Source organism: Paenibacillus sp. O199 (genome assembly GCF_001636635.1).
In the GTDB taxonomy this organism is placed as follows: domain Bacteria; phylum Bacillota; class Bacilli; order Paenibacillales; family Paenibacillaceae; genus Paenibacillus; species Paenibacillus marchantiae.
In genome coordinates, this window is record NZ_LGRP01000002.1 from 363,598 (window position 1) to 383,723 (window position 20,126).

21 protein-coding genes and 1 other annotated feature are annotated in these 20,126 nt (G+C 46.9%); of the genes, 18 read left to right on the plus strand and 3 right to left on the minus strand.

All coding sequences use genetic code 11. The features are described from left to right. Positions 1-53 precede the first annotated feature (53 nt). From A6049_RS04815 to A6049_RS04835, 5 genes are all read left to right on the plus strand, one after another. Positions 54-503, plus strand: coding sequence for an NUDIX hydrolase (locus A6049_RS04815; RefSeq protein WP_063563515.1), 450 nt, complete (start codon positions 54-56; stop codon positions 501-503). 46 nt (positions 504-549) lie between these two features. Beyond that, positions 550-1,125 (plus strand): GNAT family N-acetyltransferase, encoded by a 576-nt coding sequence (locus A6049_RS04820; RefSeq protein WP_063563516.1) that lies wholly within the window; start codon positions 550-552, stop codon positions 1,123-1,125. 82 nt (positions 1,126-1,207) lie between these two features. Further along, the gene (locus tag A6049_RS04825) at positions 1,208-1,756 is read left to right on the plus strand and encodes a hypothetical protein (RefSeq protein ID WP_063563517.1); all 549 of its coding nucleotides are present in this window, start codon (positions 1,208-1,210) and stop codon (positions 1,754-1,756) included. 64 nt (positions 1,757-1,820) lie between these two features. Then, a complete protein-coding gene (locus tag A6049_RS04830) occupies positions 1,821-2,396 on the plus strand; it encodes a GNAT family N-acetyltransferase (protein ID WP_063563518.1) in 576 nt (191 codons plus the stop codon). A 43-nt stretch (positions 2,397-2,439) separates the two neighbouring features. Further along, positions 2,440-3,030 carry an HAD-IA family hydrolase gene (locus tag A6049_RS04835; RefSeq protein ID WP_063563519.1) on the plus strand — a complete coding sequence of 197 codons (591 nt, stop codon included), beginning with the start codon at positions 2,440-2,442 and terminating at the stop codon, positions 3,028-3,030. A 149-nt stretch (positions 3,031-3,179) separates the two neighbouring features. On the opposite strand, the gene A6049_RS04840 is transcribed toward A6049_RS04835, so the two are convergent. After that, positions 3,180-4,706, minus strand: a complete 1,527-nt coding sequence (locus A6049_RS04840; RefSeq protein ID WP_063563520.1) for a sensor histidine kinase — start codon at positions 4,704-4,706, stop codon at positions 3,180-3,182. Further along, positions 4,706-5,389 carry a response regulator transcription factor gene (locus A6049_RS04845; protein WP_063563521.1) on the minus strand — a complete coding sequence of 228 codons (684 nt, stop codon included), beginning with the start codon at positions 5,387-5,389 and terminating at the stop codon, positions 4,706-4,708. The genes A6049_RS04840 and A6049_RS04845 overlap by 1 nt, the downstream gene beginning before the upstream one ends. 203 nt (positions 5,390-5,592) lie before the next feature. On the opposite strand from A6049_RS04845, the gene A6049_RS04850 reads away from it, so the two are divergent. The 12 genes from A6049_RS04850 to A6049_RS04905 all read left to right on the plus strand — a co-directional run bounded on the left by A6049_RS04850 (position 5,593) and on the right by A6049_RS04905 (position 18,381). Then, positions 5,593-7,842, plus strand: coding sequence for a glycosyltransferase family 39 protein (locus A6049_RS04850; RefSeq protein WP_063563522.1), 2,250 nt, complete (start codon positions 5,593-5,595; stop codon positions 7,840-7,842). Between the two features lie 33 nt (positions 7,843-7,875). After that, the gene (locus A6049_RS04855) at positions 7,876-8,862 is read left to right on the plus strand and encodes a glycosyltransferase family 2 protein (protein WP_063563523.1); all 987 of its coding nucleotides are present in this window, start codon (positions 7,876-7,878) and stop codon (positions 8,860-8,862) included. After that, entirely contained in the window at positions 8,855-9,292 is a 438-nt protein-coding gene (locus A6049_RS04860) for a GtrA family protein (RefSeq protein WP_063563524.1), read from the plus strand. Before A6049_RS04855 ends, A6049_RS04860 begins: the two co-directional genes overlap by 8 nt. Position 9,293: 1 nt before the next feature. After that, positions 9,294-10,166, plus strand: a complete 873-nt coding sequence (gene galU, locus A6049_RS04865; RefSeq protein WP_063563525.1) for a UTP--glucose-1-phosphate uridylyltransferase GalU — start codon at positions 9,294-9,296, stop codon at positions 10,164-10,166. 149 nt (positions 10,167-10,315) lie between these two features. After that, positions 10,316-11,161 carry a class I SAM-dependent methyltransferase gene (locus A6049_RS04870; RefSeq protein WP_063563526.1) on the plus strand — a complete coding sequence of 282 codons (846 nt, stop codon included), beginning with the start codon at positions 10,316-10,318 and terminating at the stop codon, positions 11,159-11,161. 191 nt (positions 11,162-11,352) lie between these two features. Next, positions 11,353-11,630 (plus strand) — a binding site (T-box leader). A 117-nt stretch (positions 11,631-11,747) separates the two neighbouring features. Next, positions 11,748-12,833, plus strand: a complete 1,086-nt coding sequence (gene asd / locus A6049_RS04875; RefSeq protein ID WP_063563527.1) for an aspartate-semialdehyde dehydrogenase — start codon at positions 11,748-11,750, stop codon at positions 12,831-12,833. Between the two features lie 187 nt (positions 12,834-13,020). Next, entirely contained in the window at positions 13,021-14,121 is a 1,101-nt protein-coding gene (locus A6049_RS04880; RefSeq protein ID WP_063563629.1) for an amidohydrolase/deacetylase family metallohydrolase, read from the plus strand. Further along, the gene (locus A6049_RS04885; protein WP_095205967.1) at positions 14,099-15,211 is read left to right on the plus strand and encodes a DgaE family pyridoxal phosphate-dependent ammonia lyase; all 1,113 of its coding nucleotides are present in this window, start codon (positions 14,099-14,101) and stop codon (positions 15,209-15,211) included. The genes A6049_RS04880 and A6049_RS04885 overlap by 23 nt, the downstream gene beginning before the upstream one ends. Further along, on the plus strand, positions 15,204-15,956 hold the full coding sequence (dagF, locus tag A6049_RS04890; RefSeq protein WP_063563528.1) for a 2-dehydro-3-deoxy-phosphogluconate aldolase: 753 nt from the start codon (positions 15,204-15,206) through the stop codon (positions 15,954-15,956). The genes A6049_RS04885 and dagF overlap by 8 nt, the downstream gene beginning before the upstream one ends. Beyond that, entirely contained in the window at positions 15,949-16,965 is a 1,017-nt protein-coding gene (locus tag A6049_RS04895) for a sugar kinase (protein ID WP_063563529.1), read from the plus strand. The genes dagF and A6049_RS04895 overlap by 8 nt, the downstream gene beginning before the upstream one ends. Before the next feature lie 203 nt (positions 16,966-17,168). Next, the gene (locus A6049_RS04900) at positions 17,169-17,840 is read left to right on the plus strand and encodes an SGNH/GDSL hydrolase family protein (RefSeq protein WP_063563530.1); all 672 of its coding nucleotides are present in this window, start codon (positions 17,169-17,171) and stop codon (positions 17,838-17,840) included. A 280-nt stretch (positions 17,841-18,120) separates the two neighbouring features. Then, entirely contained in the window at positions 18,121-18,381 is a 261-nt protein-coding gene (locus A6049_RS04905; RefSeq protein WP_240321307.1) for a hypothetical protein, read from the plus strand. Positions 18,382-18,463: 82 nt separating this feature from the next. Here the strand turns inward: A6049_RS04905 and A6049_RS04910 are convergent, their stop codons facing one another. After that, a complete protein-coding gene (locus tag A6049_RS04910; RefSeq protein WP_063563531.1) occupies positions 18,464-19,432 on the minus strand; it encodes a bile acid:sodium symporter family protein in 969 nt (322 codons plus the stop codon). Between the two features lie 141 nt (positions 19,433-19,573). On the opposite strand from A6049_RS04910, the gene A6049_RS04915 reads away from it, so the two are divergent. After that, positions 19,574-20,050 (plus strand): DUF6376 family protein, encoded by a 477-nt coding sequence (locus A6049_RS04915; RefSeq protein ID WP_063563532.1) that lies wholly within the window; start codon positions 19,574-19,576, stop codon positions 20,048-20,050. The last annotated feature ends 76 nt before the right edge of the window (positions 20,051-20,126 follow it).

The window sequence follows — 20,126 nt, forward strand, 5'->3', positions numbered from 1 at the left end:
GTATTAAAAAAGTTTCTGATATATCATTTTTCTAACAATATAAGGAGATAACCATGGATCAGGACTATATTCAGTATATGCGGTCATTTGTGGGGAACGCCAAAGTTATCATGGTGGTTTCAGGGGCTATCGTAATCGATGAGACTGGCAAAGTTCTATTACAAAAACGATCGGATAATGGATTCTGGGGGTTTCCAGGTGGATTTATGGAGATAGGAGAAACCGTTCAGGAGACAGCACAAAGAGAAGTATATGAAGAAACAGGTTTAACACTGAATTCAATAGAATTATTCTCGATATACTCAGGTCCTGAATACGAGGTCGTTTATAGTAATGGAGATGAAGTTGCATTGGTGCAAGTAATGTTCAAAAGCAACGACTTTTGTGGAACGATAAAAGAGAGTGAAGAGTCCATAGAAACACGATTTTTTGATATACATTCCATACCAGAACATTTCTTACCCACACACAAGCAAATTATTGAAGATCTAAGGAACAAATAAGATGTATTTGTAGAGCTAGAAAATTAAAATAATGGGGGATATCAGAATGAGAGAGATTAACTATAGCGATTATTTTTGGCAGGATGATAAGGTCAGATTACGTGCTTTGCGTGAGGAAGATTGGGAGGATCATTATTATAACCGGTTTGATTCACCCGCTCGTCGTTTACTGGAATGTGCAGTAGAGCTGCCACCTACGAATGCTGAGGCAAAGAAATTTACGGAAGCCTTTTCCGATTTCTCTCTAGACAGAGGGCGGATCATGTTCACGATTGAAAATATGGATGGTGAGAATGTTGGGGGCGTGAACCTGAACAGCATCGATGAGCGGAATGGAACCTTCAGTATTGGGATTCAAATTGACAGGGATCATCGCGGAAAAGGATACGGGACGAGAGCCATTCGAATATTGTTGAAATATGCCTTTTTCGAGCGCAGGCTTAATAAATTCAATGATTATGTTCTGGAAGGAAATGAACCTTCTGCAGCGATGATGAGAAAGCTTGGATGTGTGCAGGAGGGCGTGCGTCGTCAGGTGATTTATACCGATGGGAAATACCAGGATATGATCCTGTTCGGATTAACCAAAGACGAGTTCATGAAAAAGGAGGGACTTGCGTGAGTCCCATTTTAAATCAAAGTGGTACGGTGTTTATGGTCTGCCAATGTTAGTTGGGTAACTGGCAATGTGCAAGGGGGGGAATATGAGGAAGCTGTTATGGATAAGTTCGTGCTTTGTTGTATGTGTACTGGTTAGTATTTGTGTATTCTTCTGGAATGATATTTTTGGATATAAAACGTTAGAGAAGGCTGTTCAGTCTACATGGAAATACCCCCTTCAAGTGGTTAATGTAGATCAACAAAATGAACTGGTTTTGTCACTGGACCAAACACAATATGTTTTCGCTGCTTATGAACTGAAGAATGGGAGATATCACTATGATACCGATAGTGAATCAGGTTGGACAGCGAGTTCAGATGTGGGGCCTGCCTTTTTGGTACAAGCGGAACCGAAGAACAACAAAGGGAATTTTATATGGGGCGCTTTATATTCGGATATGCCTGTACACAAGTTTAAGATTGAATATACAAACGGTGAAACTCAGGAGGTTGAGTCAAACAATAATACGTTTATCATGAGAATGCCGGAAGCTTACCAGAGTGAAGACAAAATGATGTTAATGACAACGTTCACGAATGTGTATGCTCTTGATGAAGAGAACAACGTAATACGAGCTTATAATTTGAATTGATTTTTTGTTATCGAGCTTTAAAGTGAACGCATAAGGGTAGATAAGATGTACACCAGGAGGCATTATGAAACAATCCAACCAAAGTGATGAATTAATCATTGATTGCAAAGATATTTATTTGCGCGAGTATCGACTTGAGGATTTGGAGAAATTGCAGGAGATCACCTGGCAACCCGAAGTTTACGAATTTTTGCCAGGATGGAATGCTACAGTTGAAGAGAGAGCCCTTTGGCTGACTCAATACGAAATCCCTGAGAATCAGAATTTTAAACAAGCTGTTTTGGCGGGAGGGGACATTGGAGACCTCTATTTACGTATGGCTATCGTGCTCAAAGAAAATGATGAGTTTATTGGATGGTGCTGCTCGGGGATCAAGGACGAACTGCCAGCGCCCAATCGGGAGATTATGTACGGCATTTCGAAACACTTCCGGAACCGTGGCTATACAACGCAGGCAGTACAAGGAATAACACAGTATTTATTTGAAAATACAAACGTTGAGGTATTGAATGCCATTGCTTTATTAACGAATCAGGCATCCAACAAGGTAATACAGAAATGCAATTTTGAATATCTGAATATGATTGAAATCGAAAATGAACCGTACAACCATTATCAACTGTTGAAGCACCAACGATAACCCTACTGTAATTGGCTCAAGATGACTGTACAGGAGTGATCCCATGGATTCCAAACCGCAGCTTGTTTTAGATCTGGCGGGTGTGTTGATCAACAATCTTTCCTCTTCATTCTGGCAGGAGCTTGCTAGGTATGCGGGTGCGCCTTTTCCTGTATTAATCGAGCAATTGAGTGGTATACGCAAGGACTTGTGGACAGGGAGGATGACAGAGGAACAGTTCTGGATCTGGATGCAAACCCAATATCCCAATATGGATAAGATGTATGCTTATGAATTGCTTGAACAAACAACAGAGTTGCTACCTGCCATGCATTGTCTTGAACGATGGAGCGAGCAGGCAGAACTTCATCTCTTGAGCAATCATTGTCATGAATGGATTCAATCTATTTTGCCGTTGATCCAACCGTACTGCAAGAGCATAACCATTTCCAATCAGGTCGGATATTGCAAGCCCAATATAGAGATATATGAACTTGTACAATCTCATCTAGACAGGGATGTACGTATTATATACGTGGATGATCAGGCTAAAAATTTGAAGCCTGCTGCTGAGCTGGGATGGGAAACATTACTTGCGGATGAACAGCATCAATGGATTGTTGAAATTGACGCATGGCTCGCAGACCAACGATAATCCTTGATACATATGCACTCTTCACCATTCTACCAATCCGATACCAAACAAATGCCCCCTTCATTTCTCCGCAGAAATGAAAGGGGCATTTGTCATGTGATAAGAGCCGCAATAAAACGAAAGGCTGCATCTTACAAGCCTCGTTCAGCTTAGGATTCACTCTTGACCAATGGCAGCAAAATCGTAAATTCCGTTCCTGCTCCTAGTTGGCTGCGCACTGTTATTTTCCCCCCATACGATTCCACAATCGAACGGGTAATGGCAAGGCCGAGACCCGCGCCCCCTTGTTTTCTGGAACGGGAAGAGCTTGTCCGATAGAAGCGTTCAAAAATATGAGGGAGATGCTCCGGTTCAATCCCAGAGCCGTTATCTTTGACGGTTAACTCGGCTTTATGCTGAGCGGCATACAACGAAATACTGATGGTTCCCCGATCTGAATCGGTGTGCTGCACTGCATTGTGGAACAGATTGAGTACAACCTGTTTTAGTTTGTGAGCATCAGCCATTACATGAACTTCAGCGGTCAGGTCGAGATGAACCTGTCTTTCCTGAGCCATCATGATCAACTGTGGCTGCATTTCGAGCAGCAGACTGTCAAGTTGGATGACTTCCTGCTCCTGCTGAGGCGCCTGATCCAGCTTGGTCAGCATCAGCAGATCCTCTACAAGTTTGTTAATCCGCACCGATTCACCATACATGCTGTTCAAAGCGTTATATAATTGCTCGCTGTTGGAAGCTGCGCCGCGCTTGAGCACCTCAATAAATCCGTGAATGGAGGTAAGAGGGGTACGCAGTTCATGGGAAGCATCAGACAGAAAACGCTGCATCTGTTCTTTCGACTCCCGCTCTGCTTCAAACGAGTCTTCAAGCCTCTCGAGCATGCCGTTAAATGAAAGCGCCAGCTGATCCACTTCCTGTTGTCCCTGGACAGAAGGAAGGCGTTCGGCCAGGCTGCCTGCATCGATTCGTTGCACCGTATCTACCATACTGGACAAGGGAATCAGTGTCCGGCGAAGTGCTTTGGCGTATAGAACGAGTCCAGCCACCATAGCCAGCAGGGATAACATCAAGAAGATCAGAAGCTGTTTCACAATCAAATCTTTTAGCGGTTTCGTAGCAGTGCCCATCTGCACCATGGGTAAGCCGCGATTACGCGGTCCAGGCGAGGAGAAGACGATTAGCTGCTCATTGCCTTGGTTATCCGTTACAATCCGGTACGGAACATGTTGTTTATCGTTGATCCGATCTGTAATGTTCTGATATTCAACTGATGTCAAGCGAGGAGCGGTCAGACCGTCTTCACCAAAAATGTCCTCGAAGCCACTTTGATTATCAAATAAAGCCAGTGAACGGTCAGGAATGTATAAGAAACGATTGCCTGATCCTCTTGGATCTGATCCAGATTGCCCACCAAAAGGATTGTTCGTTGCACCATTTCGTGAAGACGATCCGAGCCACACAGGAGGCATGGACATGAGCTGTTCTTCCATAGTTTTTGCCTGGTTGCGATACAGAAAGCTTTCCATAATCCAGAATTGAAGAATGCCAATTAACAATAACAGAGCAGCCATAATAAAAAGGGATCGCGCGAGTAATTGAGAGCGGAGCGAATGTGGCGATATCCATTGATGAAGCCATGTCCAAAAATGTTTATCTTTCTTTAATAAAGAGGTCATTAGAGATCCACCCTGTATCCGACACCTCGAAGTGTACGAATGAGCTTATGTTCTTTATCCCCCAGTTTGTCACGCAAGGAGCGGACGTACACCTCCACAATATTCTCTTCTCCACCAAAATCGTATCCCCACACGCGGTTCAGAATGGTCGCTTTACTCAGGACAATGCCATGATTAAGCACGATGAATTTTAATAGTTCATATTCGGTTGGAGATAACTCCAGAATCTGATCGTGATAGGTAATCTCTTTGCGTTGATCATCAATTCGGAATGGACCATGAGTCACTGCCCCTATTAATAAAGGAAACTGATTACGCAGCCTTGCCTGAATCCGTGCAAGCAGTTCATCGAACGCAAAAGGCTTAATCATATAATCGTCAGCACCGAGCCATAGGCCTTTTACCCGATTCTCGACTTCATCTTTGGCTGTCAGCATGATCACCCCGACCTGAGCCCCGCTCTTGCGCAGACGCTCAACAACCTCAAACCCATCCATCTCGGGCATCATGACATCCAGAATGGCCATATGTGGACGAAAGTCTAGTGCCAATTCAAGCGCAGCGGCTCCATCCGGGGCCGTACGTACGTCAAATCCTTCGTTGCTTAGCCCAAGCTCCAGAAATTGCAAAATATGTGGTTCATCATCTGCCAATAGTATTTTAATGCCAGTACTTAGCTTCATAAGCAGGCGTTCCCTCCCGTTAAATCCATCGATTACATACCCTCAAATCTAGAGGTCTATATGCTGTATTATCGCTCGCCAAACTGAAAATTAGCTGAAAAGTTTGCAAGTTATCCTCAGGCAACATTCAGCGGGCACTCATCCCAGTTTTACTTTGGCATGTCACAATAGTAGACATGAAGAACTTGAAGGAGTGATTGAGATTGAATAACGCCAAACGAAGGATTGACCTTGTCCTTCTGCCGATTGTTTTACTGGCGGCATTTCTGAACGGGTATGGCATCTGGAACGACCAATATGCCAATTCCTATTATACGACCGCTGTCGGGAGCATGCTGAGAAATTTCCATAACTTTTTCTACGCATCGCTTGACTCGGCTGGTTCGGTAACCGTAGACAAACCACCGGTTGTCTTCTGGATTCAAACCGCTTTTGCTTACGTATTTGGATTACATGGATGGAGTGTTATTTTACCGCAAGCGTTAGCGGGGATCGGTTCGGTGCTGCTGATATATTTCATGGTCAAGCCTACATTTGGTCTTGCCGCGGCGCGAATCTCGGCACTTGCGATGGCGACTGTTCCTGTTGTGGCAGCGGTCAGCCGTACCAACAATATTGACAGCATGTTGGTATTCACGTTGCTGCTGGGTTCATGGTTTTTGTTCAAGGGAAGCAAGCAAGGTAGTACGTGGCGCATCCTGGTTGCCTTTGCACTCATTGGACTTGCTTTTAATATGAAAATGCTGCAAGCCTACATGATTCTTCCGGCTTTCTACTTGTTTTATCTGCTTGCATTCAATGCAAAGTGGAGAAGAAAAATCATCCTGCTGATCGGAAGTACGGCAGTGCTGGCAGTTGTTTCCTTATCCTGGGCAGTTACCGTGGATTCTATACCGACAGATGAACGGCCTTATATCGGCAGCAGTGAAACCAATTCGGTGCTGGAGCTGGCTTTTGGATATAACGGCTTATCCCGTCTCACGGGACAACAGAACAGATCAGCGAATGCAGGCATGCCAAACGCCTCTGATGAAGGCAAGGTCCGTGGCAACGCAACTTCCCAAACATCAGCATCCGATCAGTCGGGCAGCGGCTCGGCTCCAACAGGCAATGCACCGGGAAATGGTGAAATGGGTGGTATGAACGGAATGACTTTCCCGGGCGGTCAGATGCCAAACGGTGGCGAGATGCCTAATGGAAGGAATTTCGGAGGCGGTAATGGCGGCGGTGGAGGCATGGGTGGCATGTTTGGTACAGGGGAAAAAGGTCCTCTGCGCTTATTCCAGACCGAACTGTCCGGCCAGGCCAGTTGGCTTTTGCCGATGGTATTACTTGGCTGCTTCGCGATTTTTGCAGGATTAAGACGGAGAAATATAACAGATAAGCACAAGGAAGCTTTGTTCTGGCTGGCTTGGCTGCTTCCGGTAGCTGCTTTCTTTAGTGTAGCTGGTTTCTTCCATCAATATTATCTGATTATGCTCGCCCCTCCAGTAGCGGCATTAACCGGAGCAGGATTTGCAGCCATGTGGACGGCGTATCGTGAACGCAATGGCTGGCAAGCCTGGCTGCTTCCGATATCCGTACTGCTTACGACCATCTTCGGCTGGTACATCATGCAGGTGTATAACGAAACGATCGGGGCAGGTTGGTCCATAAGTGAATTGATCGCAGGCATTCTGATCACGGTTATTCTGATTGTGATGCTTAATCGTTCACACCCATGGAAACAGGGTTTGATTATCGCAGGCTTCATGGTCATGCTGATCGGTCCAACCTATTGGGCATTCACCCCTATCACATATGGAGGCAACAGCATGATTCCGGCGGCTGGACCGACAGGTTCCAATGGGATGTTCGGTGGAATGGGCATGGCGATGGGAGATAGACAAGGTGGTCGCAATGGTGGCGGTATGGTTCCGCCGTATGCATCAAATGACACCGACACCGATCAGGCTTTCCCATCATCCGATGAAACTGACCCGAACGATGCGGGCATGGGAACACCTCCGAATTCAGGCGGAAACATGAATGGCGGAGCAGGCATGCCTACGACAGGTGGGCGAGGTGGAGCGGGAAACCGCAACGAAGAAGTGGACACCACTACACTGAGTTATCTGAGAGAGCATAACACAGGTGAAACCTATCTCTTCGCAACGACGGACTATAACCAGGCAGCTCCATATATCATCGATGAGAATGAAGCGGTCATTACGCTTGGGGGGTTCTCGGGCTCAGATCCGGTGTATACCACGGAAAAACTGGAACAACTTGTGAAGAGTGGACAAGTGAAATACTTCATGGTAGGTGGCATGGGCGGCCGAGGTGGAAGTTCTGATATCGGTGACTGGATCAAGGAGCATGGTACCGAAATTCCAACTTCAGAGTGGAAGACAGTTACGGACAGCGGTTCCGGTTTCGGTGGTCAAACCACTTTATATGAAGTGAAATTATAAGCGTGATCGATTGGTATAAGGGAGGGAACGAACATGGCTCAAAAGTGCCGTTACAGCATTATCATTCCGATGTATAACGAAGAAGCGGTGATTGAGGAGACTTATCGGCGTCTGAAAAAAGTGATGGGCAGTACGGGAGAGAGCTACGAGCTGCTGTTTGTCAATGACGGTAGCGTGGACCAAAGTGCACAGATGATTCGTGACTACGCCCGTTGGGACGAGAGTGTGAAGCTGATTGATTTTGCACGCAACTTCGGTCACCAGATCGCGATTACAGCAGGGATGGATTATGCAGCAGGCGATGCGGTCGTCATTATTGATGCGGATCTTCAGGACCCTCCCGAGCTGATATTGGACATGATCGACAAGTGGAAAGAGGGCTATGAGGTTGTCTATGCCCGTCGGACCAGACGAAGCGGGGAGACCCGCTTCAAGAAATGGTCGGCAAGCCTGTTCTACCGCGTACTGCGTGCGTCGACGGATACGGATATTCCAGTAGATACCGGGGATTTCCGTCTGATTGATCGCAAGATATGTGATGAGATGAAACGCCTTCCGGAAAAAAATCGATTTGTTCGCGGACTGGTCAGTTGGGTGGGGTTCCGTCAGACGGCCATTGAGTACGAACGGGATGAACGTTTAGCAGGGGAGACAAAATACCCGCTGAAACGCATGTTGAAGCTGAGTCTGGACGGCATTACCTCATTCTCACACAAACCGCTCAAGCTGGCAGGTTACGTAGGAGCTGTTCTATCCATCGGCGGTTTCATTTATATGCTAAGTGTCATCGCTTCAGCGATATTTACAGATTCAACGATCAAAGGATGGCCTTCAATGGTCAGCATCATGCTGATCTTTAACGGCTTCATTCTGATCATGCTGGGCATTCTTGGCGAGTATGTTGGCCGAATCTATGATGAAACGAAGGCGCGTCCGCTATATATCGTAAGAGATGTATATCAGGTGGAAAGTCAGTCGAGTCAGTCACGGTTAACGGGCAGAGTTGCTCATCATGACTAATCGTTTGGTCACTATATTTAAGTTTGGAATTGTGGGTGTCCTGAATACGGCGGTGGATGCAATGGTATTCACGTTGCTCGCTGCCGCAGGCGCACCTGCTCTAATTGCTCAGGTGATCTCGTATAGCTGTGGGGTCGTGAACAGTTACTGGTGGAACGGCAGGTGGACCTTCCAGGATGCGGGAAGACAAGGCAAAAAAAACGAATTCATGCGTTTTGTAATCACCAATCTGGTGGTACTGTCTTTATCCTCCCTGATTTTGTATATCTGCAATAGCACATTAGGTTGGAGTGTTGTAATGAGTAAAATACTGGCGACTCTCTCAGGCATGGTTATAAACTATATTGCCAGTCGGTATTGGGTGTTCCGGGCAGAGCCCGTTCAAGGATCTGATCCTTTATCTGATGCTAATGAAAGGAGTGTTTCATGATATGAGAATTAAAAAAGCAGTCATTCCGGCAGCGGGGCTTGGCACCCGATTTTTGCCAGCAACCAAGGCTCAACCCAAAGAAATGCTGCCGATAGTGGACAAACCAGCCATCCAATACATTGTGGAAGAAGCGGTACAATCGGGCATTGAAAATATCATTATCGTAACCGGGCGCAATAAAAAATCGATCGAGGATCATTTTGACAAATCGGTTGAATTGGAGCATTCCCTGTATGCCAAAGGCAAGCAAGCTCTATTGGAAGAAGTGCAAGCGATCAGCGAAATGGCGAGTATTCATTTTATCCGTCAAAAAGAACCGCTTGGATTGGGCCATGCGATTGGGTGTGCTCGTCAGTTTGTGGGGGATGATCCGTTCGCCGTACTGCTTGGAGATGATATTATGGTGTCTGATCCTCCGGCGCTCGCACAGATGATTCATTTATATGAAAAGACAGGCAGCCAGATTGTCGGCGTACGGCAAGTGCAGGATGCTGACGTGAGTAAATACGGAATTATTGATTCACAGGGCGCACAGGATCGGGTTCACCGAATTACCAATCTGGTAGAAAAACCTTCAATGGCAGAAGCACCCTCCCGAACAGCCGTGATGGGACGATACATTCTGAAACCTTCCATCTTTCCAATTCTCGATCAAATCGAGAGAGGGGCTGGAGGGGAATATCAGCTAACGGATGCGCTGAAAGAAGTAAGCCAGGTGGAAGAGCTGCTGGCCCTTGAGCTGGAGGGGCGTCGCTACGATATTGGTGATCAGTTTGGATATATTCAGGCGATCCTAGAGATTGGACTGATGCGTAAGGAACTACAGCCCATGCTGACACCATATCTTCAGAAGCTTGCAACGCAGTGGGGATAGGGATTGATATGTAGCAGAAGTTTATATCTGCTGTAGGACGGAGTCTCCTCTGTGTCATGGTTCTGGCATAGACTCCAGCATTGTACAATGGTGACTGTCACGATACAATGAGCAAGAAGTTCAAGTTGCTCTTTGAGGAGTGAGGAATCATGAGTGAGGCTATCATCAGTGACCTTATTAAGTATATGGACGTGGAGGACAATGCCGCCATTCAATACATTCAGACCGAGCATCGGATGAAACTGGGACTCTTTTGGGGGATCCGGGAAGGCAGCCGCGTTCTGGAAATCGGTTGTGGTCAGGGAGATACAACGGCCGTGCTTGCACATCTGGTGGGGGAGCACGGGTATGTTCATGGTGTAGACATTGCACCAGAGGATTATGGTGCACCACTGACCGTAGGTGAAGCGGCAGCCAAACTGCGGAAATCTCCGCTGGGTGACCGAATTCGAATGGATTATGATTTTGACATTCTAAGTGATCAGGCCCAATTCGGCGAAAATGAGTTTGATGTGATTGTACTTTCCCATTGTTCTTGGTACTTGAAATCATTTGACGAACTCGCCCAGATTCTTAGCAAGGTTAGGAAGTGGGGGCATCAGTTATGTTTCGCCGAATGGGATGCACGAGTTACAGATGTGAGCCAGCTCTCACATTGGTTATCCGTTCTGATTCAGTCCCAGGTCGAATGTTACAAGGAGAACAGCTTCTCCAATGTGCGCACGCTTTTTACACCGGAGGATATTCAAGAGCTTGTCTCTGCGGCGGGCTGGACGATTAAGGAAGAGATTTCGATCCATTCTCCCGAGCTGCAGGACGGTCGCTGGGAAACCGAAATGACACTGGCAGAAGCGCCTATGGAACTGCAGATGCTTCCGATTCCGAATAAGGTAAAAACACTTCTTCTTTCCGAACTGAAATTACTTAGGACACATCATGCCTCGGGGCCTGAGAGCCCACTGGGAACGTATGCGATTGTTGCCAAAAAGCAGTAAAGAAATAGCCATTTGCAGTAATTTATAAGAAAAACGTCTATCGACGTACTTTCACAGAAGACAGACCGCGTTTTGCTGAAGTTTTTCTTGCGATAATTGAATTGTTCAGCTCCGCTGAAAACGTATAAATTCCATTATCTAAAAAAATGTGTTTACTTCACGATGGTAATTTTGATATTATAATCGCAATATCAAATGCGACGAAGAGATGAGTAGATAAAAGGTTTCTTTTACAGAGAGCTCCGGCAGCTGAAAAGGGGTAAAGAATTTTTTATTGAATAAAGACTCAGAGCAGCACATCGGAACTTTAAGGCTTGAGGGATGGTGTGACAGGAGCTCCTGTTACAGAGCGAGAGTATATGCGGATGCGGCATAATTGAATGCAGTTATCCTTAACTCGAAGAGGCTGGTATGGCGACATATTGGCGAATCTGGGTGGTACCACGAGTGTAACAATCTCGTCCCTGAGACTTTTGTCTTGGGGATGGGATTTTTTGGTTTTTCCGGGATGTTAGCTACACGCTTTGGAAATGCCTGAATAGTGTTTAATAAGGGGAAACTCACACCGAAAGGAAATGATGATTTTATGTCAGCAAAATTGAAAGTCGGTATCGTCGGAGGAACGGGGATGGTAGGTCAGCGTTTTGTGGATCTGCTCAATGAACACCCATGGTTTGAAGTAACGGCTATTTCAGCAAGTGCTAACTCGGCAGGCAAAACATACGAAGAATCCGTACAAGGCAGATGGAAGCTCGCTGCTGCGATCCCGGAAGCAGTGAAAAACATCGTTGTGCAGGATGCTTCCCAAGTGGAAGCTTTTGCAAGCCAGGTTGATTTTATATTCTGTGCTGTAGATATGAAAAAGAATGAAATTCAAGCGCTCGAAGAGGCTTATGCCAAAACGGGAACTCCGGTTGTTTCCAACAACTCGGCTCACCGCTGGACAGCGGATGTACCCATGGTTATTCCGGAAATTAACCCAGGACATCTGGACGTGATTGAAGCTCAACGCAAACGTCTCGGAACGAAAACCGGATTCATCGCAGTTAAACCAAACTGCTCGATTCAGAGCTATGTACCTGCACTTCACGCGTTGCGCGAGTTCAATCCAACTCAAGTGGTGGCTTCCACATACCAAGCGATCTCAGGCGCAGGTAAAAACTTTACCGACTGGCCGGAAATGCTGGATAACGTGATTCCATACATCGGTGGCGAGGAAGAGAAAAGTGAACAGGAGCCGCTGCGCATCTGGGGAAGCATTCAAAATAATGAGATTGTAAAAGCGTCCTCACCATTAATTACAACACAATGTATTCGTGTTCCGGTAACAGATGGTCACCTGGCGACAGTATTTGTATCCTTTGAGAAAAAACCATCCAAAGAAGAAATTCTGGACCGTTGGCTGCAATTCAAAGGTCGTCCGCAAGAACTGGGTCTGCCAAGCGCACCGAAACAGTTCATTACGTATTTTGAAGAAGAGAACAGACCACAAACGAAGCTGGATCGTGACATCGAGCGCGGTATGGGCGTTTCAACGGGCAGACTGCGCGAAGACTCCCTATATGATTACAAGTTTGTAGGACTGTCTCACAACACGCTGCGCGGAGCAGCAGGCGGTGCTGTTCTGATCGCTGAATTGCTCAAAGCTGAAGGATATATTCAGCCGAAATAAACAGGCATTGTGGAAATAGGAATAGAAGTAATAGAATATTACTGACAGGCTACCCCTTTTAGTAGACAAGAGTATGAGCATCTGGGAAGATGAATTTATTTTTGTTGAACAGAGGGGTATTTTCATATCAATACATATGAAGCAGGAACACGTGAATCCAATATTCCAGAACAGGAAGGGGATTGTGATGGACGGTCAGCTGGTATTGCGTCGAGTCCGTCTTACAAGTGGTGAAGAGGTGGATGTGGTTATCAATGAAGGCAGGATTGTGAAATTCGCTCCTGGTGGAACGGCAACCGGAGATCGGATATGGGAATCGCCTGGAGCTTACATATCCAGCGGATGGATCGACATGCATGTGCATGCTTTTCCAGAGTTTGATCCTTACGGGGACGACATTGATGAAATCGGTGTAAAACAGGGCGTTACTACGATTGTGGACGCAGGCAGCTGCGGTGCTGATCGAATTAGCGATCTGGCGATAAGCACTCATAAGGCGGCTACACGGGTGTTTGCCTTTTTGAACATATCTTGCCTCGGCTTACTGCGTACTGACGAATTGTCGAATCTGGACTGGATTGATCGGGACAAGCTGTTACAGGCTACCCGGGCATATTCTGAATTTATCGTGGGATTAAAAGCAAGAATCAGTGGGAGTGTGGTTGGCAAAAGCGGACTGCGGCCGCTGTATTTGGCAAGAGAGTTTTCGCAGGAAACAGGCCTGCCGCTTATGGTTCACATTGGATCAGCCCCACCTGATATTCGTGAGGTCATGCCGCTCTTACAGGGTGGTGATGTGGTCACTCACTATTTGAATGGAAAAAACAATAATTTGTTCGATGATAGAGGCGCGCCGCTGGATGTATTGAACGATGCCATCAAGCGCGGTGTGCATTTGGATGTGGGACATGGGACTGCGAGTTTTTCATTTCAGGTTGCAGAAGCTGCCAAGAAGCATGGCATTGACCCGGATACGATCAGTACGGATATTTACAGGGGCAATCGTCTGAACGGTCCGGTCTACAGCATGGCTAATCTGTTAAGTAAGTTTCTGGCCCTTGGCTACTCGTTGAACGAGACGATAGATCGGGTGACCGTACGGGCAGCAGAGTGGCTGGGCAGACCGCAGCTGGGGAGGATTCAAGCAGGTGATGAAGCCAATTTGACTCTTTTCCAAGTAGTAGACAAGCCTGTAACGCTTGTGGACTCCGAGGGAGTAAATAAGATAGGCAGCCGTCAAATTGAAGTAAAAGGAGTGATTGTGGGTGACCAATTCATTGAATGTTAAATATGGACTGAAACGTGTTATCAACGCCAGCGGGCGGATGAGTATCCTCGGCGTATCTGCACCGACGGACACAGTCATGGATGCCATGAAGCAAGGCGGGCAGAGTTATGTGGAGATCGCAGATCTTGTAGACAAATCAGGGGACTATGTATCCCGTCTAATCGGTGCCGAAGCGGCCGTTGTTGTCAATTCCGCTTCTAGTGGCATCGCGCTCGCCGTAGCTGCCATGGTAACAAAGGGCAACCGCCACGCAAGTTTGAAGCTACATCAGGAAGTCATTTCGAACAATGAGATTGTTATGCTGAAAGGCCACAATGTACAATACGGAGCACCCGTGGAGACGATGGTTTACCTTGGTGGTGGGAAGCTGATCGAAGCCGGATATGCCAATGAAGGTCGGGCGGAGCATATTACGGATGCGGTTTCAGACAAAACGGCTGCGATCCTATACGTCAAATCCCATCATGCGGTACAGAAAAACATGATTTCCATAGAGGAAGCCTGGCAGGTTGCCCAGAAGTGTGAGGTACCCCTCATTGTCGATGCGGCTGCGGAAGAGGACCTGCACAAATATGTGAAGTATTCGGATTTAGCCATATACAGCGGCTCCAAGGCCATTGAAGGCCCAACTTCCGGCATTGTGGCAGGTAAACGAACCTATATCGAATGGTTGAAGGTTCAGCTTCACGGGATTGGGCGCAGCATGAAAGTTGGTAAAGAAACTACGTTTGGCCTGCTTCAGGCTTTGGATGAATATGCAGTCAAAGCTGACCATAGTGAGCAGGAAAAGGCTTCCTTGCAGGAGTTAATGTCACTCAATCAGATAGCCGGGATTCAGGTATCGATTGTCCAGGACGAAGCGGGCCGAGCGATTTACAGGGGGCGCATCCAGGTCGACGAAGCGAAGGCGGGGATCAGTGCCAAACAGCTTAATGAGGAGCTGAGAGGCGGTCCTATCGCCATTTATACTCGTGATTATGGCGTAAGGCAAGGTTATTTCGATATCGATCCCCGTCCGTTGATGGGGGATGACATGCGGGTCATTGAAGATCGAATTCGACAATTGACAGGAGGAGAAGGAAATGTCTGAGATTGCAAAACGATTTTATAACAATCGGGTGGCTTTGAATGTGCTCGCCAAGGACATTACGAATGCAAAAGAGGTTTTTGATGCGGCTGAGGGCCATGTTCTTGTCGGCGTTCTTTCCAAGGATTATGCCACTGTGGCTGAAGCGGTGGAAGCGATGGAAGCCTATGGGCGGGAAATTGACAATGCCGTTTCAATTGGACTAGGTGCCGGAGACAATCGACAGGCTGCTGTCGTCGCCGAAATCGTAAAGCATTTTCCGGGCAGTCATATCAATCAGGTATTTCCGGCAGTTGGCGCTACCCGAGCGAATCTCGGAGACCGGGACAGCTGGATTAACAGCCTCGTCTCCCCGACTGGTCAGCCGGGCTTTGTCAATATTTCGACGGGTCCAGTGAGTGCTGCCCAATCCGAGCTTGCCGTGGTGCCTGTACACGCGGCCATTGCATTGGTGCGGGATATGGGTGGCAATGCACTGAAGTATTTCCCGATGCAGGGGCTAAAAAGGGAAGATGAACTGCGAGCGGTAGCGAAAGCATGTGCAGAAGCGGACTTTGCTTTGGAGCCTACCGGTGGCATCGATATGGATAATTTTGAAGCGATTCTCGAAATCGCACTGGAGGCGGGGGTTCCGCAAGTTATTCCACATGTGTATTCCTCCATTATTGATCAGGAGGGTCTGACCATTGTAAGTGATGTGCAGTCGTTATATGCATCAATGAAGACGCTGGCGAAGAAGTATGGTTAAACGCGTAGGGGCTTTTGGCGAAGTCATGATGCGACTTGAAGTTCCGGGACATGATCTGTTGATTCAGAGTAATCGGCTGAAATACTCCTTTTCGGGCAGTGGGGTCAATGTAGTATCGGCGATGACACGTTACGGATATGCAGGCCTGCTGGTGTCGAGGCTTCCAGTCAATCCCTTGGGTGATGCCGCCGAATCCTACTTGCGCGGACTGGGCCTGAGCACCGAGTATGTGCTTCGCGGAGGGCAGTATATCGGGATGTACTTTCTGGAGAATGGTTATGGGGCCAGACCTGGGCGGGTGACTTACTCTAACCGGCTGGAGAGCAGCTTTAATATTGCGCCTGAAGGCACGTATCCCTTTGCGGCAGTTGCATCAGGCATGGACGCTATTCATTTCTGCGGAATCACGCTGGCGATGAATGATTCGGTGAGACTGGCGATGAAACAATTGGCACAGGCGGTCAAAGAACAAGGCGGCACAGTTGTTTTTGATTGTAATTATCGTCCTGCTTTATGGGGGGATCAGGGTTATGCCATGGCGAAGCCGCATTATGAGGAAATGTTGCATTTGTCAGATATCGTCCTGATGAATGAGCGGGATGCTCTTCATATTCTGGGGTTAAATACGGACAAAGTACAAAGGGAAGAGCAACTGACTGAGCTCATTCCCCTGGTTGCCGAACGGTATGGCGTGCGTACCCTTGCTGGAACGCATCGTACCATATACAGCGATAACCGACACTGCCTACAGGGCTATATGTTCAAGGAAGGGGTGTTCGCTTATTCCGAGCCGCTGACCTTTTCTGTTTATGACCGGATCGGCGCGGGCGATGCGTTTGCGAGCGGCATCATGTATGGTGAACTGGAGAGGTGGATGCCAGCGGAGACAATCTCTTTTGCTGCAACAGCCGGAATGCTGGCGCATACCGTAGCAGGTGATACACCAATGGCTTCCACTGGAGACATCATCCAGGCGAGGAACAGCACCGTGCGTGATGTAACAAGGTAATATTTTAGTGGAGAATGCCTGGAACGTAGAGCGATAGATGCTGATCTTCTTCTCTATTAAGATTGTCTCGGTATCGTGTGGCACGAAAACTTTTGTTACAATAGTGTAGCGAACGATGAAAGGCTGGAAAGGCCGTTTTGCTTCGGTATTTGGATGACATCGTTACTATACATATCTGTTACAAGGGAAGAAGGGATCTGCTCATGTCGTCACAATCATCATCCTATGAAGGGCAAAAGGCTGTTTTTCTGGGAGACAGCATAACTTTCGGATATGGACTTCAGGAAGGGGAACATCCGTATCCGGAGCTGGTTTGCAGCGCATTGGGATTTCAATCCCATGAGAATCATGGCATTTCCGGAAGCAGTGTGGCGGACGGAGGGTTTGAACCGATGTGTAATCGCATTGGGCAGATGCACGCGGAAGCGGATGTTATCTTTTTCATGGGCGGAAGAAATGACTTCTCCAGTGGTATGACTGCATTTGGCGATATCAGCACTTCGCCCAATTCGAAGGATACCTTTTATGGGGCGCTTAAACATATAGCAGAAGAGTTGATCCAGCGCTATCCAACCAAGCTGATCGTGTTTCTAACTCCGCCCCATGGATCAAGTGAAGCTGTCCCAGAAGACCTGCCCAATACGGTAACCAGACGGATATACAGTGACTATGTCGCTGCGATTAGAGAGGTCGCGTCGTTGTACTCCATCCCGGTCTGTGATCTGTGGAACATTGCTGGAATCCAGCCATTATTGCCAATCCACAAAGAATTATATTTTACAGGTGATAATGGTGTACCGGATGGGCTCCATCCCAACCAGGCTGGACATGAAAGAATTGCCTCCAGAATCGTGGGCTTTTTGAAATCGTTGTGATACTTTGTGAATTAGTGTGAGGAAAAGAGAAATAGAGTGAATGGGGATCTGCAGGGTAGGCACTTTAATCATAAGTGTCACTTATTGCAGGTCCTTTGTGTTATACAGAATCAGGATATATTATAAAAATTTTATGCTGAAACTAATATGGTAAATATTACATTGTAAATTCATGATATTTCCGGTATTTTTATTAACGGCAAACTTTTATTTATAAAGTAGAAGTAGATTGTCTTAGCAGGTAGCAATTGAAATGAAGGAGAAAGGAGGAAGAAATATTATGTCAGAAGTTGCTAGTCAAAGAGTACATAAGCCAGGACCACAGCCAGTAAGTTTCGGTAGTTGGATGCTCACGTTGTTCCTTATGATGATTCCGCTTGTAAACATTATTATGTTGTTTGTATGGGCATTTGGAGATTCGAATCCTTCGAAAGCCAATTATGCCAAAGCAGCATTGCTGTGGGCAGCAATCGGGATTGTTGTGTATATTCTTGTGTTCGTACTTATCATTGGAGCTGGAATTTCGCTCTCGGATTACTAGGTTTATGAATACGTAGCTTGATAAAGTTTAATCAAAAAAACGCCGACAATACTGTCGGCGTTTTTGATTTGTTTATTTTGTACTAGGCTGCGGACGTCTTATCAGCATTGTGAAGAGTCTGCGAGCGGCGGCCAAGCAGATATCCTGCAAGCGAGGCCAACATCTGCTGGAATACCATGCCGAGTACAACCGGGACGGCAACCGGTGGAGGGAAATACGATACGGCAAGCACCGCTCCCGCACTAATATTGCGCATGCCTCCGTTGAATACAAGTGCGACTTGATCGGCTTCATTCCAACCGAGTAATCGGGCAACGAAGTAACTTAGAGCATAGCCAAATGAGGCCAGAAAAATAATGATGGCTGCTAGACCAGCGAGCTGCCAGTTAAAGTCAGCTAAATAGGGCGCAACAACAGAGCCATTAATCGCGACAACCGCTGCCATGAACAATTTGGAGAACGGATTCAGTCTTGGCCCCCAGACCGGAACAATGGCCCCTTTGGTCCATTCATTCAAAAGCATCCCGAGCAAGGAGGGAACAACGATCATCCAGAACAGACTGCTCATCATGGCTGCTATATCCAACGATACGCTAGTGCCAATCAGCAAGGATAATACGCCGGGTACCACGAAAGGAGCAAGCATGGTGTCAATCAGGATAATCGACAGCGTCAGAGCGATATTGCCCCGATAGATACTGACCCAGATAAAGCTGCTCACACCTGTCGGAATAACTGCAGCCAGAACAAGGCCCGTTATCGTGTAGGCATCCGTTGGGAAGACCAGGTGACCCATGCCAAGAGCAATCAGAGGCATCGCCAGATGCAGAATAAACAGACAAACGAACAGTGGAAAAGGCTTCTTCAGCACGTTCACAAAATCCCGTATCCCGAGACTGATGCTTCCCGCAAACGTCATGAACGCAAAAAGCCATGGCGACAAAAAGGTATAAGAAGAAAGAAGACTCCCGCAAAGAACGCCAATAATAATGCTGATTGGAGTAATCAGTGGCATGATGCGGTTCAAGCGTACATTTAAGGCCTGAAGCATATTCATGACATCCCTTTACCGTATGATTCCTTTATTATACATGTTAATAACGCTGAATGTAGACCCATTTGCAATGAAGCATACGGAGCAGTTATCATAAATCTGGAAGAAACACTTCAATATGAAGAAGGGGAGATGGTCATGATTAAACGGAAAAGAAAGCACACAATGATGATGGCAGGCCTCATTGCGTCAAGTATTCTTATGATATCGGCCTGTTCCGTTGTAGAACAAGCGAATCAAAGTTTGAATTACGTTAGTGGGGCTACTGATTATATAGAGCAAGTATCGAACGCCGGAGCCGATCTGCAGGAACTCGCATCAGGAGCGGTGAGTAACCCTGAAATAACAACTCAGGTACAGGAGAAAATAGATCAGATTCAGGCGGAAGCCGACGAATTTTCTCAGCTGACAGCACCAGCGATAGGGGAAAGCATTCATGAAAATCTGGTCAGTTACAACAATCAATTAACCGAAGTTGTAGATCAATTTGAGAACACGCTTGCAGCGCAGGGTTTTACGGCAGAAAACTGGGAGAAGACAGGTATTCCTGAATTGATCACCAATATTAATGGTTTAAAAGATCCGTTAAGCGGTCTTGGAATCGAGGCCAATTAAGATTTAAACCAGGAAATGCCTTGAGTATAAAGCGGCTTCATCCCCAAAAAGGACGATATACCGGAGTGATTTTGAT